Origin of the sequence: Nonlabens xylanidelens (assembly GCF_002934445.1) — a bacterium.
Taxonomy (GTDB): domain Bacteria; phylum Bacteroidota; class Bacteroidia; order Flavobacteriales; family Flavobacteriaceae; genus Nonlabens; species Nonlabens xylanidelens.
The window spans coordinates 630,388-645,294 of the sequence record NZ_PTJE01000001.1 but is presented as its reverse complement, the minus strand read 5'-3'; the positions used below and the strand labels follow the sequence as shown (position 1 = coordinate 645,294).

Below are 14,907 nucleotides of genomic sequence, written 5' to 3'. Positions count from 1 at the left end.
GTCCAATATAACGCGAGTAAAAAGCGTTCCATTTTCACATGCTTTTTAAGGATCAAAAACAATTTTTCTACGCTTTCTTTATTATAGCTATAGGCGCGCTCTTATTTTATTTTACAAAACCTTTCTTACCTAGCAAGATTTTTACAGAAAACTCCAACTCTACTAACATAGTCGTGGATAGTTTAATGTTAAAAGCAATGGAAGACGTAGAACAAGAACCTCTGACACTTGACCAAGACTCCATTAACTTAACTAGTCCTAAGATTGCAACTGATACTGTTTCCATACCGGTAATAGTAAAAGACTCTATCATAACACCTAAAAAAAAGATCTCGTATGCCAGCCTTATTAGAACTACAGATTTTAATTACAACCTAGAACACCCTGTAGACTCTGCCGGTATTGCACTTATTCCTGGCTCGATTTCATACACTAGCTATAAGGGCAGTGAAAATCTAGCGAGGTTTTTTGAAAAATTATACCAGCTAGAACAATCTAAAAAAGGAAAAGTACGCATTGCATATTATGGAGATTCCATGATAGATGGTGATTTAATCGTTCAAGATTTTAGAAGCGCATTGCAGACTCGTTTTGGCGGTCGTGGTGTAGGTTTTGTCTCGATAAAATCAGAAAGTGCTCGATCTCGATATTCTGTTAAACATTATGCTAGCGGTAACTGGACGCAGCGCAATTATATGAAAGGAAGAGCAGACAGCCTGCCTTATGGTGTAAATGGCGCTATTTTTTTTCCAGCAGACTCTACTGCGAGTGTAAAATATCTAGCTAGTGGTATAAAGAACTCGTACAGACTCAATTCTCCACGTCTTTTCTACGGTCCAGCAACAGATAATGCTCTTTTAAAAGTAACAGAAGAAAAAGATACCACCTTTAACTCAATCGCATTAAAAGGTAAGAACGGATTAAATACCGTAAACCTATCAAGTAAAAATCTCAAAAAAATAGAATTGGACTTTTCTGGTGCACAAAACACACCTATTTATGGAATAGACTTTTCTGACGCGACAGGTGTTGCTGTTGATGGGTTTTCTAATCGTGGTAATTCTGGATTGCCTTTAAGTATTTTGAACATAGGTCAAATGAAAAAATTTGATCAAGAATTAGGTTACGACCTCATCATCCTACAATTTGGCGCAAATGTTTTAACTCGCGAGTCTAAAAGTTACAACTGGTATTCTAGCAGAATGACAAAGGTTATAAACCATCTAAAACAGGCTTTTCCTAATACAGACATTCTTATTTTAGGTACTGCAGATAAGGGCACTAAGTTTGAAAACCTTGTGAAAACAGATACTAGCGTGGTAAAATTATTGCGTGCACAGCAACATTATGCAGCAAAAACCGAGTCTGGTTTTATGAGTCTTTTTCACCTGATGGGCGGCGTGAATACTATGCCTATATGGACCGATCAGAAATTAGCTAATAATGACTTTACACATTTCAGCCCTAAGGGCTCTCGTAAAATAGGTCGCATGATTTATGGAACATTGATGGAAGATTATTCCGCTTTCGCGAAAGCGAGATCAAAACAATTACAGTTACAAATAGAACAACATAAAGCAGATAGTCTGGCAACAAGTACGTTAAATGACAGTCTACAAAACACACCTTTACATGATTAAACAGTTACTTTTCTTATGGTTAGGAATTCTAGCCCTGCCAGTAATTGCCCAAGATGTGGAAGATTTACAAATCAATCCATTATTAATAGACCGCAGTTTTCAAGAAATCAAGAATCCGCTGGTGTTGAATGATTTCTTTAAAAAGGTAGTAGAATTAGAAAACGGCACACGTAGTCAAGTAACCGTTATGCAAATAGGAGACTCTCATGTCCAAGGACCTTATTTCCCACAGTTTATAAGACAAGGGTTACAAAATAAACTAGGTAATGCTGGTCGTGGTTTTGTTTTCCCATATCGCGTAGCAGGAACTAATGGTGCCATAGACGTTAAATTTAAAGCAAATGGTGACTGGACTGCCGTACGCAATGTAAAAAGTAAAGGAAATGATAATGTAGGTCTAAGTGGTATAAATCTAGAAACTACAGACAGCAATTTTATCATGGAAGTAGATCTAGATAAATCTCTAGAAACGGTTACAGAGGTAACCATAGCATCACCACATTCTGAGCGATTTAAACTAAGCACAAGTGATCAAAGCAATCTTGTTAAACGAGTAAGTAACACAAAAACGTACAAGGTAAAATCTGGCGATTACTTGGGTAAAATAGCTGCAAAATTTCATACATCAGTAAAAAAAATACAGCGAGCAAATGGGATGAAAAATGTGAATTTGCGTGCTGGGCAATCACTTAAAATACCTGGTGCTACGTCTACAAACAAAGTAAGTGCAAACGCAAATTTCAAGGACCTAACATCTATAGATGGTATTACTTATCAAATACCTGCAGGAACACAACAACTTTATTTGCGAGCTGCAAGAAAAGAATCTAAATACGTCCTAGACGGACTTTTACTGAGTACAGGAAAGAGCGGTGTTAATTTTCACGGAATAGGCGTTAACGGCACAAAATTTAGTGATTACAACAAGTTCCCGAGGTTTTTTGATCAACTAGCAGCCATAGATCCAGATCTTATAATTATCTCTCTAGGGACTAATGAGAGTTTTTATGACACTTATACAGAAGAAAAACTCAAATCTGATATGGATATTTTTAATCGTGAGATGATTAAAAGAGGTATGACTGGTAGTGTGTTATTAACTAGCCCACCACCGTCCATGAAGAAACGCAAGCACATCAATTCTACCGCAACGGTGTATGCTTATGAAATGGGAGTTTTTGCAAGTTTAAACTCTTGGGCGTTTTATGATTTGCATTCTGTTTCTAGAACGAGTGCAGCAATGCCTGACTGGCATGCTGCAAAATTAACGTCTAGCGATAGAATTCATTTTATAAAACCAGGTTATCAACTACAAGCACAATTGCTAGTAGAGTCTATTTTCAACTCTTATGATAATTATAAAAAATGAGTAGATTAGATAGCATATGGAACTGGCTCAGTTATGACTCACAAAAACCTTTACTATTTAACAGTGAGGCATTTTTGTATTTATTTCTAGGATTCTACTTGCTTTATATCTTAATGACTAATGTGCGCAGGATGCGTATATTATACGTTATCGCTTTCTCGCTTTTCTTTTATTATAAATGTAGTGGGATTTACTTCTTACTACTCATCTTTTCTTCTTTTGTAGATTATTATATATCTGATCTTATCTACAAGAGCAATGATGCAAGTAAACGGAAGTGGTTACTTATCACCTCTTGTATTATCAACCTAGGATTATTAGCTTACTTCAAATACACCGGTTTTCTTGCCGATAATTTTAATGCATTGTTTTCTGGCGACTTGAGTTTTGGCAATATTTTTCTGCCTATAGGAATATCATTCTATACGTTCCAAACCATGTCTTATACGATAGATATTTATAGAAGAGAATTAGAACCAGCGAGAAATGTATGGGATTTTATGTTTTTTGTTTCCTTCTTTCCACAATTAGTAGCTGGACCTATAGTAAGAGCCAAAGATTTTATACCGCAGATATATGAAAAACTAGCCCTTTCTAAAAAAGAACTGAGCTATGCCCTGTTTCTAATCATAGGCGGATTGCTTAAAAAAGCAGTGATTTCTGACTATATAAGTGTGAATTTTGTAGATCGTGTTTTTAATTTTCCAGATAATTATAGCGCGTTTGAAAATCTGCTAGCTGTCTATGGTTATACGCTACAAATTTATTGCGATTTCTCAGGTTATTCTGACATTGCTATAGGACTAGCTCTATTAATGGGATTTGAATTACCAGCAAACTTTAGAACACCGTATCAAAGTACCAGTGTGACCGAATTCTGGCGCAGGTGGCACATATCACTTTCTGGCTGGCTGCGTGACTATCTATACATATCTATGGGAGGTAATCGCAAAGGAAAACTACGAACCTATTTTAATCTTTTCATGACCATGCTACTAGGCGGATTATGGCACGGAGCATCCTGGAAATTTGTTTTATGGGGTGCCATGCATGGAACTGTACTTGCGGTAGAAAAGGCGTTTAACATTACTAAGATTACTAGCAAACACTTTACTTTAAAATTTATAGCAGGAATAGTTACATTTCATTTTGTGGCATTTTGCTGGATATTTTTCAGGGCGTCAGATTTTGATAATGCTTTAAACGTAGTTAGTAATATAGGAATGATGGAATGGAACCCACAAATCTGGTGGACTGTTTTAACAGGCTATCAAAACGTGGCTATTGTTCTACTTATAGGTTTCTTATGGCACTTTGTACCTCAACAATGGCAAGATAAACAACTAGCCATTTTTCATAGAATACCGGTTGTAGGTAAAATGATTTTATTTGCAGCGGTAATTTGGGTGATAAGCGCTACTGCTAGCAGTGAAGTACAACCTTTTATTTATTTTCAATTTTAGGACAGTACTATTGTTCTTGAGCGACGTTAAACTCTAAGTCCCAAAAAACAACATATTCAGAAAGTGGTCCCAAGCCCATAATCGCTCTTCTAGAATCTACTTTGCTAGGCTCCTTTAAATCATAAAGTTCATAATTACCGTCTTCATTCATAGTAATTTGAGAGCCGTATAATTGCTGCTTACCAGCATCCATGAGCATTCTATCTTGCATTAAAGCAATATCCTGACGTTCTAAATCTCCTTTTTTTGCAGCTTCTAGCAGTTGCGGAAAATATTTAGTCCTTTTATCTGCACTAGCATGTTGTATCACTAACCAGATAGCACTCATCCCTTTATCTCCAGCGGTATCTACATTAGGCATACCGCATTTTGCAAGAATTTGCTCTACCGATTTTAAGTTGTTTAAATCCAACTCTTCATCCATTAAGTTATCAGTTCTATTTTCCTGATCCCTATCGTAAATGCGTTCTAGAATTCTATTTAAATTACTACAGTCTACCTTATTTATATCTTTAAAGACAGGTTCTTTTTTAAGCGCTATACGTGCCAATTCAGGATCTTGAAACTCGACTTTTCTAAGTACATTTTGATCATTTACAAACCAGTTTGCATAAGGTAAATCTTCAGACAGAGCATCTTTCTCTGTGGTAGTTAGCAGTTTCCCCTCTTTATTATAATAAGCAACATCGTCGGACATAGTAAAGTCATTTACTAATATCAGGTCTGTCATCTCTTCATAATTAATACGCGTGAGTTTTTCTTCTTCTTTCTCTTTACAAGAAATAAGTAACAAGAAAGAAAATAATAAGAGGAAGCGTTTATGCATGACGTCGTGCTTTGTAATCTTTATAACTAATATAATGGAATCTACAAACATTGCGAGTTATAAGGAAGAAATAACTCATAAATCTAGACCCAACTAGTGATAATTCTACTAATGAAAAATATTCTAGCAGATCCCGCACAAATTTGGAATAAACTTTCTCGATTTCTTCAGTATTGTCGTACCAAATTTTGCTGGAAGACAATTAGAGTTTTAACTCCATCTTTCGTCATTAACCTGCGAACCTAACATACCCAAAACTAGGACAGATTAACCATGAATAGGGCGCTAGCAATACCGTCACTTAAAAACTTACCCTTTCTAGTCACTAATAGTGTATCACCATCTATATATAACAAGTGATCTTTAAGATATTCGGCAGCTTGTTTTAAAAGATATTCTTTAAAATTAGGACCGAAATCAGTTTCTATCTTATGTAGTGAGACTCCATAAATAGTCCGTAAACCAGTCATTATGTACTCATTATACCTATCAACTACGGTGAGTTCTTCTATTTCCATAGGTAACTCTCCAGCCTGAATAGCTTTTAGATATTTGACGTTATTATTGATATTCCAGCCGCGTTTTTTACCATCAAAACTATGTGCACTAGGACCTATACCTATATAGCTTTTACCTGTCCAGTAAGCGGTATTATTTTGCGAGAAGAAACCTGGTTTACTGAAATTAGAAAACTCATAGTTTTCAAAGCCATGCAGTTGCATAACATCTAGCAAGATTTGAAAATGCTCTTGTGCCACCTCATCATCTACGTTTTCAATCATTCCTTTTTCAATAAATGATTTAAGCGCTGTATTATCCTCTACCGTTAATGCATAACTAGAAATATGTGGCACTTTTAAATCTATAGCTTTATGTAGATTTTCTCTCCACCGAGCCTCGCTCATGCCTGGAATTCCATAAATGAGATCTATGGATATGTTAGGGAAATAAGGCACGGCAAATTCTATACACTCATGCGCTTCCACAGCATTATGCGCTCTATTCATGAGTTTGAGATCTTCTTCAAAAAAACTTTGAACTCCTATAGAAAGTCTATTGATACGTGTGTTTGAAAAAGCGACTATCTTTTCTTTAGTTAAGTCATCTGGATTTGCTTCTAGAGTAATCTCTGGATTTGAGCTTACCGTATAAACATCAAAAACGGTTTGTATAATTTTTTCTACCTCAGCAACTTCTAGCACACTAGGCGTCCCACCACCTAAGTAAATAGTTTGCACAGTGGTGTTTTTAAATTCGCTTTCGCGAAAGCGTAACTCATCACAAATAGCATCTATAATATCCTTTTTATACTTTAAATTAGTGCTAAAATGGAAATCGCAATAGTGACAAGCCTGCTTACAAAATGGAATATGTATGTAAATGCCGCTCATGGTGGCAAAAGTACTAGTTAAAACACTAGTAAAATCAAGGCATCAGACAAAAAATCTTTATTTTCACTTAAAAGTGTTAAATGTTGGTTTTTAAGGTGTTAAATCGTACAATAAATTTATATTCGGCCTCGTTTCTGTGTACATTACATTAACTCAAATCCCTAAATTATTTATGTTACATAAATTGATGTTTTTCTTCAGTTTACTGGTGATTAACTTAGCCCTGGCAGATGATAAATCTCCTTTAATAACTTCTCAAAATCCTCAATTTGAGGTCGTCAATTATCAAGATGCTGGTTTACAGTTAGCTCTACAAGATCAAATTAACGCAAACGCTCACTGGAGAAATCTTATCCAGCAAAAAATGATGTCTATAAGTCTAGTTGATATGTCTGACCAAGATAATATCAAGTATGCAAATATTAATGGTGATAACATGATGTATGCTGCTAGTATGCCTAAAATCGCTGTTTTATATGCTGCAATGGATGCTATAGAAGAAGGTGACCTTAGACTTACTAAGAAAGTTCAAAACGATATGTGGTTAATGATTAGTAAATCTAATAATGCTGCATCTACGAGAATGATAGATCGTGTAGGTTTTCAAAGAATAGAAGATCTTATGTGTAATCCTGAAAATCCTTTTTATGATAAAGAAGGAAACGGTGGTTTATGGGTAGGTAAAAGATATGCTGCACAAGGAAAACGTAATCCAGAACCTATAAGAGGTCTAAGTCATGCTGCTACTACTGATGCTGTTGCAAAATTTTATTACCAACTTGCTACAGGACAATTAATTAATGAAAGCCGTAGCGCGCAAATGCTTAAGTATCTTAAAAACCCAGGATTGCATCACAAGTTTGTTAATACACTAGATGTTATTGCTCCAGATGCTACTCTTTATAGAAAAAGTGGTTCTTGGAAAAACTGGCATTGCGATTCTATAATGGTTATAGACGAAGCTAGAGGTAAAAAGTACATTCTAGTAGCGATGGTACAGGATACAGATGGAGAGCAAATTATAAGAAGTTTAGTAAAACCTGCAGAGATTGCACTAGATCAAAGCGGTACCTTAGCCCCAGATTTACAAAAGAATGAAGTCATTATTACAGCAGATTCATAAATTTTTTGACATTAGGGATGGAGAAGAATCCATTTCCTTAATGATGCAGCTGTATATATTCCTAATTATATGCGCACTACTGATAGTTAAACCTACAGTGAGTGCGCTTTTTTTATCTCAGTTAGGTGCAGAGAACTTATCAGTTGCCTTTATCATAATCGCTGTAACAGCGGTAGTGGTATCTTTTATTTACAACAAGTCCTTAGAAAAATTTGCCCTGCGCTACATCATAAGAACAACACTTATCTTATTTTCTGTAGGATTTATTGCTATGGGTTGCATAGTTGCATTAGGATGGGTAACACCGTTTTTCTCTTACCTTTTTTATACCATGGTAGGTATGTTTGCTCTTTTAGCGACATCTCAATTTTGGGTATTGGCAAATGTGGTATTTAATGTTAGAGAAGCAAAAAGACTTTTTGGATTTATAGGTGCCGGTGGTATTGCTGGTGGTATTATAGGTGGTTATCTTACTTCTATCCTTGCAGAATATGTAGGTAATGGTATATTAATGATACTAGCAGGACTATTAATAGCGGCCTGTACGGTCGTTTTTAAACGTATCTGGAAAACACGTGTACAAAGCTTGAGTAAATTTAAAAGGAAAGAACGCGCTACCGTATCTACAGAATCTTCTATAAAGCTTATTTACAAATCAAAACACCTCACTTACCTTGCTGCTGTTATAGGACTAGGCGTTCTGGTTGCAAAGCTAGTCGATTATCAATTCAGTTACATAGCGGCTGCAAAAATTCCTGACCCACAGGAACTAGCTTCTTTCTTCGGCTTCTGGTTCAGTACATTTAATATTGTTTCTTTATTAATTCAGCTTTTTGTAACTAATAAAATTTTAGAAAATACAGACATCAGTGTAAGTCTTATCGCCTTACCTATAGGTATAGTTTTGCTTTGTCTTGCTCTACTCGTTTTTCCAGAGCTATGGATAGTTATTATCATTAAAGGTCTCGATGGTAGTTTAAAACAATCATTACATAAGAGTGCTGTAGAATTACTAGCGTTACCTATACCGTCTAGCATTAAGAATAAAACTAAAACTTTTATAGATGTAGTTGTGGATAGCCTGGCCACAGGTATAGCTGGATTTTTATTGATATTTGTAATCAAAGGTTTAGAGTTATCTGCCACATACATCACTTTAATTACTATCCTTATAGTTCTTGTATGGATAATAGTAGTCTTTAAAGTAAGAGATGCCTATCTAGGTACTTTTAAAGAAAGCATCATGATGCGAGAAAACATGGGCAGCACTAAAAAATCAATAGGTCGCATACGTCAGAATATGCGTGTGATTTTTGAATCAGGATCAGAAAAAGATATTCTAGAAATTATTAAGCGTTTACCAGAAATAACGCATCCATCTCTTAAAAACGATGTTCTCAAATTACTAAACCATGAAAGTCATAAAGTAAAAGCTGCTGTTGTTGATAGTCTTAGATATATTACAAAAGAACCTCAAACTAAGGTTCAAGATTTTATTTATATAGAAGATGACACTCTTATCATGGCTACTATGCGTTATCTAATGTCACAAGACAAAATCTCTTATCAGTTCTTTGAACAGTACTTAGATTATGAAAATGAATTTATAGCAACTGCCGCTTTACTAGCGCTAGCAAGAGAGTCTGAAGACAACCCTACTCTAGCTGCAAAATACAATCTCCACCTGAGGATAAAAATGTTTATCGACGAGCTAGAAAGTGAAGATAGCGACCTGAAAATATCTGAAATAGCTAGACTAATAGAAACTCTAGGTTATGTAAAAAGAACGAAGTATCATGACATTATTCAAACGTATTTAAAACACCCTAATCCTATTCTAAAAAATGCTGCAATATTAGCAGCTGGAGAAACAGCAAGAGAAAAATTCTTGCCTGTACTTTATAGCGAATTGGAGAATATCGCTTATCGTGAGAGTAGCATTAAAGCCATCTCTAGTTTTGGTAACGCTATTATACCCACTCTGTATAAAAAGTATCTAAATGCAAACCTTAACAACCAACAAAAATCACAGATACCGACTATTATCAGTAACATCCATACTGAGAAGGCTTATCGTGCTCTGTTTAAAATGAGTCAACGTGGTGATTTTAAATTGAGAACTAAAGTAGCCGACTTACTTTATACATGGCGCAAAGAGGGAATTGATTATTCTATAAATCAGCGTACTTTAAGATTAATGATAGCAAATGAGTCTAAATTGTATAGACAATTATTAGGTTGTTATTTTTCCATACGTATTATAGAACGATCAAAATTGCAACCGCTCAAAGTAATCTCCTTACCTGAAAAAACAGAAAGGTCTCATTTAATTCAACAATTAAAAACATCTCTAGAACTTAACCTAAAAAGAGTTTTCAACTTACTCGCCTTATACTACAATCCAGAAGATGTATTTGTAGCATACAGAGGCTTAAAAAGTGACACTAAAGAGTCTCAACTACACGCTATGGAATACTTAGACGGCTTACTAAGTAGAAACCTTAAAACGCTTCTATTACCGATACTAGAAAGCGGCATGTCTTCTCCTAATCAAGAAATGAGTGACTACCATAAACATGTCTCTTTATTTAATCAAGAAGATTGCCTTAAAACGATTATGTATCTAGAAGATGAGTCCTTACAAATCAAAGCCATCGCTCTATTAAAGATTTTAGAAGATGACTATTCTTATAAATTACTAATAGATGCCTCAGATTTAGCATCTAATAAAGTAACAGACGCTGTCTTAGAAGCATTAAAATTTAAGAATGGCAAACAACGCAGTGCCTAGATAATTCAAATAAAAAAAGCTGACTTCATTAAGAAGTCAGCTTTTTTTTTTAGAAACCATAGAAATATTACTTCTCCTCTATCTCATATTTTTTTCTAATAGCTTTGTCAATAGCACTTGCTAGATAAAGATGTGCACCGGCACTATTTTTACTCAACACGTTACTTTCTAGACATACTATATAATTGACACCACTAGGGTGCTCTACTATACAAACACTGTTCATATAATTGTACACATTTCCTTTATACTCTCCATATGGAGTCCCTAAGGATTTATTATTACTATAAAAACTACCAGATTTAAAATACACTGCAGCATCATTTAATTGTGGGCTTGCTCCATAGCGTATTCTGCGATCAGTCATGTAGAGTAAACGTTTGATCTCAAGACTAGACTCCTCATCTACTACAAGACCTTGTTCTAGTTTAATAAAGTACTTCATTAAACCTTTGGGTGTTCCTATAGAACCGCCTTTACTACCTACATAGCGATCTGGACCATTTGTAAACAAACTACCTAATCTCCACTCATCATTGGTAATACCTAGATTTCTTAAAGGATCATTTACCACACTTATTGCTATGTCAGTAATTTCACTCTTATCAACCTGATCAAAATAAGCGTCTGCTTGTTCTTGAGTTAAATTAAAGTACTCATCGCCAAAAACACGCATTAACATCGCTTCTCTCCACACGATACTCGCTGCGCCGTTATTACTAACGCTTAGCATGTGATCAACCCATTCATAAAGGGTAAACTCGTCACTAGCGATAACAGTACGTTTTACATAACTGTCCTTTTCTATATTATAAATAGGAATCGTATGATGGTCATAAAGACCCCAATTACCAGATTTTACCACCTTATTACGCATTAAATTAGTACGCACATTAAAATCTTCTGGGCACAGGTTTTTTAACTCTGTAAAAAATGCAGTTGCTACCGCTATTTTACCCACACTACCTGGCTGGAAACCAGTATTCTCATTCATCTCTGCATAGCGCGTGTTGTTGACATCTGTAATATCCAACACTGTTATACCGTACCCAGAACGACTAGGGAAAAGTCGCAACATCTCTTTCTGGAATTGGGTATCTACAGACATAATCTTATCTATGGAATCTGTTTTTTCACACATCCATAGATTGATCTCGTCATACTTTTTAAAAGATCCTTTTCTAAGATAGTATTCATTAAGAGTACTATCTAGAGTCTTTTCAAGTCTTTTAAGTCGCTTTATCCCTGTTTTATTAAATCCATCAATAGGATAGAAAGCTAGCAAGAAAACCGCTGTAAATAAGACCGCTATTATTTTAGTTGTATTTTTCAAATTGCAATAGGTTTATGTAATAATAAAGCAGTGTTTACATCAACATCTGCATCGATAGAATTTAGGTATTCAGAATTTACAGCTTGTGTATTTTCTACAAATGGCCTTATCTGGAATAAGTACATTTTACCATCCTTAAAACCTAACTCAATATCCCATGCGCCAGTATAACTACCGTCTTTAGAACCTGGCATGATCTCGTGCACCGTTTTAGCAAACTCTCTAATGGTTTTTAAATTTTGCGACGTTAATATACTTGTGTCAAAATCTACATGCTCCATCACAGACCCACCAGTTACAGGTAATTTGCGTTGCTTGTTTTCTCTAGCCGGAGAGATCAATAAGCCTTTTCCTTCTTGATCTATTAAATACGTTTCGGCATTCTGTCCATCTACGGCACCACCAGCACCACGACTCATAGCAACCGTAATAGAATTCTCATTATCATTAATAAAATCTTTGGTTATTAATACACCACTATAATCTACATCTACCGTGGGAATAATTAATATCGATGGATATACGTTCTCTGGATTTTCTAGATATACTTGTCTCCATTTAAAACTACGCTCTGTATAAGGACTGGCCCATACCTCACGTATTCCATTGATTACTTTTTCTCTTGCCACAGCATTAAAAACAGTAAGATTTAAACCGGCTCCAGTAAACTCTTCAAGGTCTTCCATATTGGTATCACTACGCAAAAATACAGGCACATTACCTAGTTTATCTCCTAGAATAGATTTAAAATCAGCCTCTAGAGCATTTATAAAACTTGGTTTAAATTCCATTTTAGAAATAGCATCTCTAAGAATAGCTAGTTCACCTAGTTGGTAATCTATAATTTCTTGTTCTGATTTTCCATCTGCTTTTAACTGTTTCGCTTTCGCGAAAGCGGACATCAAAAAATCCCAGTAACTACCATTAGTTTCTGGCATACTTTGATTCATATGATCTTTAAAAACCCCAAACGGAATCACAATCCCATTCACTACTTTATCAGGGAAAAGCTGTTTTAATTGACCCAAATTTGCCGCCTTAGGACCACAAAGAATACCACTGTCCGAACTGCCTACAGCAGCCATGTCTAAAGGTAAGACGCCATCTAGTTTAAGTTTACCTTCTGGAATTCTGATGGTTTTCTTTTCTTTCTTGCTAGCGGTATTGAAAAGAGCATTTTCTTTATCATTCATCTCCCTAGCCGATTTAATAACCACCGTACCACGATTACTCACAGCATAGAAAATCTCTTCTCCATCAAGTTCTTTTAAATCATTTAAGTTATCTATAGAAATAGCAGCGTTAGGAATACCTAAATTACGCGCCAATAATTGCACGTGAGAAACTAGATTACCTTCTGACACTGTTGCTATACCAGCGACAGGTTTTAAATCACTAGGTGGATGATCAAAAATGTAGATTTTATTAGGGTCTACCTGCATACCTTCGGCATTACCGCTTACTACTACCAGTTCTCCTTTTGTATATCCAGGATTAAGACCTCTTATGGTACTCACATTATTTACACTTGCTATCTGACTAGTAAGACCTATCTGTCTAGAGACTAAACCGCCTAAATTACCTATCGCATCACCTAGAGGTAAAAGCAAAGAACTTCTTATACGGTCGTCATAGAAACCATATGCCTTAGGTTCAAACTGAGAATATTGTTCTACCACGTCTCCATAAATAGCGTTTACCATACCTGTTCCCCATTCTACCTGGCTGCGACCAGTATTGATAAAATCGAGTAATTCATGTGCTTTTATAGTCTCACCATTGGCTAGAAATAATTCGCTCTCTATAGCGTCCCATTCCCACATTTCTACATAACCAGCACTTGCCAGCGCCTCACTAAGGGAATATATTTTATCCAAATGTTCTTGAAGATCTACCGGCTCCCAGCTACCTGCCTGCTGAAAGATTAATTCTTCTAATCTTATACTTAATTCTAGTGCATTAGTACGTCGTGTACCTCTTTTATCATCCTTAATATTGGTTTTAATATCGCACATTAAATTTGCAGCTGCAGGTACTAATATGGCAGGATCTGTTTCAGTAGCATAAAATTTTGAGAACCATTCTGTTTGTGTTCTTATGTAGGCGTCTTCATTCCAGTCTGCCACCATTTTACTTAAGTCTTTTACAGATACTGGTTCAAAAAACTCTTGCATGTCAACCATAAGCTTATTGAAGTCTTTTTTAGACTGCTCGCTTATATCGCCTTCATTTTTATCTAACCATTTTTTTACAGACTCAATATCCGCAGCTTGTGGATTACCGTGAATTTTAATCCTGATGTCCATAAACTTTGAGTGACGCTCTGCAAGTACCTTACTTAGACTTCTAATATCTTGAGCCAGGTTAGTATCACCGTCATGGGGTATATCTCGCAAACTCTCTCTTATTAAAAAGAAATCGCGCTCTACCAGATCGTTATCTGATAGTATGGTATAATAGAATTTACGTCCCCATTCTTCTTCGTCCTCAATTTGTTTTGCACCGCGATAAAATTTAGAACGTTCTTGTATCCAGCCATTATCAACAGACTCTAGGTATTTACCTAATTGATATTGTTTTACACGGCTGTGATTATTATTACCATCCCAGAAACTCCATACTTTATTAGAGGCAAGAATTTCGGCAAAATAGATATTGCGTTTTCTAGCCAGTTCTTCAACATCTTTCTTATAACTAGCATGTTGTATTCCTTCACCTATAGCATCTGGACAAGGATCTTTTGCGTCTCTAATGGTACCGTCTGGGCAAAACCAGTTGATACTCTTGTACGGTCCACGATCGAGCTGTCGGTACTCATTGATCATTTCTTTGATACGAGTATCTGTAAATTCTTGTGCAGTGGCAACACTACTCGCAATAATCACTAATAGCAATAAAATTCTTTTCATAGTACCAAAAGTATAAGGAATTAACATAATTAACTACTACTTAAGAGCAGTTTAACTGACAT

At 35.6% G+C, this 14,907-nt stretch carries 9 protein-coding genes; 5 read left to right on the top strand and 4 right to left on the bottom strand.

Annotated features, from left to right (window positions below):
• The first annotated feature begins 38 nt into the window (after nucleotides 1-38).
• Genes LY01_RS02880 through LY01_RS02870 form a run of 3 tightly spaced genes read left to right on the top strand, consistent with a single transcriptional unit; the run spans nucleotide 39 to nucleotide 4,472 of the window.
• Nucleotides 39-1,640, top strand: coding sequence for an SGNH/GDSL hydrolase family protein (locus LY01_RS02880; protein ID WP_104514295.1), 1,602 nt, complete (start codon nucleotides 39-41; stop codon nucleotides 1,638-1,640).
• Nucleotides 1,633-3,009: a LysM peptidoglycan-binding domain-containing protein gene (locus tag LY01_RS02875; RefSeq protein ID WP_170034494.1), complete on the top strand. Its 1,377-nt coding sequence runs from the start codon at nucleotides 1,633-1,635 to the stop codon at nucleotides 3,007-3,009. Before LY01_RS02880 ends, LY01_RS02875 begins: the two co-directional genes overlap by 8 nt.
• The gene (locus tag LY01_RS02870) at nucleotides 3,006-4,472 is read left to right on the top strand and encodes an MBOAT family O-acyltransferase (RefSeq protein WP_104514293.1); all 1,467 of its coding nucleotides are present in this window, start codon (nucleotides 3,006-3,008) and stop codon (nucleotides 4,470-4,472) included. The genes LY01_RS02875 and LY01_RS02870 overlap by 4 nt, the downstream gene beginning before the upstream one ends.
• 7 nt (nucleotides 4,473-4,479) lie before the next feature.
• Here LY01_RS02870 and LY01_RS02865 read toward each other — a convergent pair whose 3' ends face one another.
• A complete protein-coding gene (locus LY01_RS02865) occupies nucleotides 4,480-5,298 on the bottom strand; it encodes a DUF6624 domain-containing protein (protein WP_245890613.1) in 819 nt (272 codons plus the stop codon).
• Nucleotides 5,299-5,555: 257 nt separating this feature from the next.
• On the bottom strand, nucleotides 5,556-6,689 hold the full coding sequence (hemW, locus tag LY01_RS02860) for a radical SAM family heme chaperone HemW (protein WP_104514292.1): 1,134 nt from the start codon (nucleotides 6,687-6,689) through the stop codon (nucleotides 5,556-5,558).
• 172 nt (nucleotides 6,690-6,861) lie between these two features.
• Between hemW and LY01_RS02855 the strand changes: the two genes are divergently transcribed.
• Nucleotides 6,862-7,812, top strand: coding sequence for a serine hydrolase (locus tag LY01_RS02855; protein WP_104514291.1), 951 nt, complete (start codon nucleotides 6,862-6,864; stop codon nucleotides 7,810-7,812).
• Complete coding sequence (locus tag LY01_RS02850; protein ID WP_104514290.1) at nucleotides 7,784-10,603, top strand: Npt1/Npt2 family nucleotide transporter; 2,820 nt, start codon at nucleotides 7,784-7,786, stop codon at nucleotides 10,601-10,603. The genes LY01_RS02855 and LY01_RS02850 overlap by 29 nt, the downstream gene beginning before the upstream one ends.
• 67 nt (nucleotides 10,604-10,670) lie before the next feature.
• Here the strand turns inward: LY01_RS02850 and LY01_RS02845 are convergent, their stop codons facing one another.
• Nucleotides 10,671-11,936: a serine hydrolase gene (locus LY01_RS02845; RefSeq protein WP_211289257.1), complete on the bottom strand. Its 1,266-nt coding sequence runs from the start codon at nucleotides 11,934-11,936 to the stop codon at nucleotides 10,671-10,673.
• Nucleotides 11,933-14,845, bottom strand: coding sequence for a PEP/pyruvate-binding domain-containing protein (locus tag LY01_RS02840; RefSeq protein ID WP_104514721.1), 2,913 nt, complete (start codon nucleotides 14,843-14,845; stop codon nucleotides 11,933-11,935). The genes LY01_RS02845 and LY01_RS02840 overlap by 4 nt, the downstream gene beginning before the upstream one ends.
• Between the last annotated feature and the right edge of the window lie 62 nt (nucleotides 14,846-14,907).

Coding starts and splice junctions, on each gene's coding strand:
- LY01_RS02880 (WP_104514295.1), top strand. CDS start 39: ATGCTTTTTAAGGATCAAAAACAATTTTTCTACGCTTTCTTTATTATA.
- LY01_RS02875 (WP_170034494.1), top strand. CDS start 1,633: ATGATTAAACAGTTACTTTTCTTATGGTTAGGAATTCTAGCCCTGCCA.
- LY01_RS02870 (WP_104514293.1), top strand. CDS start 3,006: ATGAGTAGATTAGATAGCATATGGAACTGGCTCAGTTATGACTCACAA.
- LY01_RS02865 (WP_245890613.1), bottom strand. CDS start 5,298: ATGCATAAACGCTTCCTCTTATTATTTTCTTTCTTGTTACTTATTTCT.
- hemW (WP_104514292.1), bottom strand. CDS start 6,689: ATGAGCGGCATTTACATACATATTCCATTTTGTAAGCAGGCTTGTCAC.
- LY01_RS02855 (WP_104514291.1), top strand. CDS start 6,862: ATGTTACATAAATTGATGTTTTTCTTCAGTTTACTGGTGATTAACTTA.
- LY01_RS02850 (WP_104514290.1), top strand. CDS start 7,784: ATGAAGTCATTATTACAGCAGATTCATAAATTTTTTGACATTAGGGAT.
- LY01_RS02840 (WP_104514721.1), bottom strand. CDS start 14,845: ATGAAAAGAATTTTATTGCTATTAGTGATTATTGCGAGTAGTGTTGCC.